This window comes from Actinoplanes sp. NPDC048791 (assembly GCF_040650095.1).
In the GTDB taxonomy this organism is placed as follows: domain Bacteria; phylum Actinomycetota; class Actinomycetes; order Mycobacteriales; family Micromonosporaceae; genus Actinoplanes.
This window is the reverse complement of the sequence record NZ_JBEZGQ010001146.1, coordinates 1-2,457: the sequence shown is the minus strand read 5'-3', so window position 1 is coordinate 2,457 and position 2,457 is coordinate 1. Positions and strand designations below refer to the sequence as shown.

General features: G+C 67.8%; 3 protein-coding genes. 1 reads left to right on the top strand and 2 read right to left on the bottom strand.

Going from position 1 to position 2,457, the window contains the following annotated elements; translation table 11 throughout:
* Positions 1-164: 164 nt before the first annotated feature.
* Positions 165-848: a DUF998 domain-containing protein gene (locus AB0C29_RS43470; RefSeq protein WP_360833521.1), complete on the bottom strand. Its 684-nt coding sequence runs from the start codon at positions 846-848 to the stop codon at positions 165-167.
* Between the two features lie 92 nt (positions 849-940).
* A complete protein-coding gene (locus tag AB0C29_RS43465; RefSeq protein WP_360833519.1) occupies positions 941-1,474 on the bottom strand; it encodes a hypothetical protein in 534 nt (177 codons plus the stop codon).
* 353 nt (positions 1,475-1,827) lie between these two features.
* On the opposite strand from AB0C29_RS43465, the gene AB0C29_RS43460 reads away from it, so the two are divergent.
* Positions 1,828-2,457: HAMP domain-containing protein (locus AB0C29_RS43460; RefSeq protein ID WP_360833517.1), on the top strand; the 630-nt coding region annotated here is incomplete at its 3' end.

Genomic DNA, 2,457 nt, shown 5'->3' with positions numbered 1-2,457 from the left:
AGAGGAGCGTCCATCCAGCGCTTGTGACCTGATCCGTACGGTCGCCGCCCATGACCGTCCTGGATCAACCGCCGCCTGCTGTCCACTGCCCGACGCCACCGCTGGTGGCCGGGGCCGCGATGTGAGCGCGTCGCCGACAAGGTCGATCGCGCACTGGCGGCCGGTCAGGAGGTCGCTCGGCGCTGCGTCGCCGCCAGCAGCGTCAGCCACAGCCAGCCGACCGACACGCAGAGTCGCTGCCACAGTCCTGCTGTGGACGCCCATGGGTCGACGCCGGCGAAACCGATTGTCGCGAATGAGAACAGCACCGCGAATGCCACCCCGCTCAGCGCCGAATACACCGCGAACCAGCCCGGCCGGCGGCGCGCGAACGCGACGGCGGCAGTGACCATGGCGAGGGTCAGCGCAACGAAGCCGGGCAGAGAAAAGGCCAGGTCGTGCACTTGACCGTGCCAGGTGACCGGACTTGCCATCGTCGGATAGCCGCCCACGGGGTCGGTGACGAAAACTCCCGCACCGATCAGTCCTGTGCCCCACACCGCCACCAGCACCGGCAGAGCCAGCGCGCCAGGACCGGGGCGCAGAGTACGACGCAGACCGATCGAGAACAGCACCACCAGCAGTCCGCAGACTACGAAGTTGGCGATCTGCTCCCAACCCTGCGGCCCGAGAGCGAGCGAGCTGACCGGATGACGAAGCTGTGAGTATCCACGGCCACGGAAAATGCCCTCAGCGAGGTATGCCGCCGTGAAGAGAGGACCAACGAGGATGCCGGCCACGAGAAGCGGACTGGGGCGGAAAGGCGGCCGCGCCGGGCTGGCACCAGGCACGGATGTCAGTAGCGTCATGCTGTCAACCGTAGTTGACAAGGAGTGACGTGTCAACTTTGGTTGACACGCTGGGTTGATCCGTCGCGTGAGCGGTGCCTGCCCGGCCGATATCAGGCCTCGGCCAGCCTCATGGTGTCGTGCAGCAGCTCAGGAAGCTGGTCTCTCATGACTTTGGCTTCTTGGGCACAGGTGCGCAGATCAGCCGTAGCGGCATCGCGCTCCGTGAGAATCATGCGGGAAGCGATCCCGACCCGTTCCTCCAGCGTGTACAAGGCCGTGAGGTGCGGATTCAACTCTTTGTGGGCCGACAGACTCAGGCTGGCAGTCATCGCGATGGCGCTCATGAGGCTTCCGTAGGCCTCATTGACCCGGTTCTCGTATGACTTGATCAGCTCCGCGTCGATCTCGTCCGGTGCGTGCTTCGCATACCAGCACATCCACTCGATTTCCTGGATCACCCTGAACATGGACCCGAAGCAGATCCCGCACCGGTCCCGAACCAGCTGGACGTATGCCTGCCTGGCTGCGGATTCTTGCCGGCGACGTTCATTGGCCAGGGAGACCATGTTGGTGATGACAGATCCACTGACTGCCGCAAGTGCGCCGATGAGCGAGCCGAGTAGTGCTGCCGCAGCTGAATTCATACCCACATCCTTATGGAGGCGTTTCGCTGGTCGAGAGCGGTCGGTTCGTGGTCTTGCGTGCGCAACCTGAGCTGGATTTCGACGCGGAGACCGGGACCGGACGATGCCGAGCACGCACCGCGAGCCGGGGAGAGGAGCGCTTATGACGTGATCCGTACGGTCGCCGCCCATGACCGTCCTCCTGGATCAAGCGCCGCCGGCTGTCCACTCCCCCGAGGTCACCGCCGGTGCCCGGACCCGGCTGCCGCACGTCGCGGCTCTGTCGGCGTACGTGGTGCTCGGGGCTGTCGTGATGTGGCAGTTCCTCGGCGATCCCGGCGAGCGCATCTCGTCGCATCTACCCGCTGTTCCGGGTGCTGGCACCGGTCCGCCGGCTGATCCCGGCCATCGCGCAGCTCGGCCCGCAGAACCTGGGCCACCGCATCCGCCCCGGGCGCGGCCGGGACGAGCTGAGGCGGCTGGGCCGCGCGCTGGACGCCACGATGGACCGGATCGCCGCCGGCTACGAGGGCCAGCGCATCTTCGCGGCGAACGCCTCCTACGAGCTGCGCACCCAGCTGGCCCTGCAGCGCACGCTGATCGAGGCGGGGATGACCGAGCCGCTGAGCCCGGAGCAGTCGGCGCTGCTGGCCGGCCAGCTGCTGGCCAGCAACGCCCGCAACGAACGGCTGATCGAGGGGCTGCTCGTGCTCAGCCAGGCCGATCAGGGGCTGGCGTCGCGGACGCCGCAGTCGCTCGACCGGATCACCGCCGGGCTCGTCGACGCCTGCGCCCCCGCCGCCGCGGACGCCGACGTGAAGGTCACCGCCGACCTGCGTCCCCGCATCGTGGCCGGCGACGGCGTCCTGCTGGAACCGCCTGGTCCGGAACCTGCTGCACAACGCGGTCAAGTACAACCATCCGGGCGGCACGGTGCACGTCACCGTGGGAGCCGGGGGCGCCGCCCTGACCGTGGTGAACACCGGGCCGGCACCACCGGCCCG

Bases quoted from the DNA above. Each gene is read 5' to 3' on its own strand.
- AB0C29_RS43470 (WP_360833521.1), bottom strand. From the start codon at position 848: ATGACGCTACTGACATCCGTGCCTGGTGCCAGCCCGGCGCGGCCGCCT.
- AB0C29_RS43465 (WP_360833519.1), bottom strand. From the start codon at position 1,474: ATGAATTCAGCTGCGGCAGCACTACTCGGCTCGCTCATCGGCGCACTT.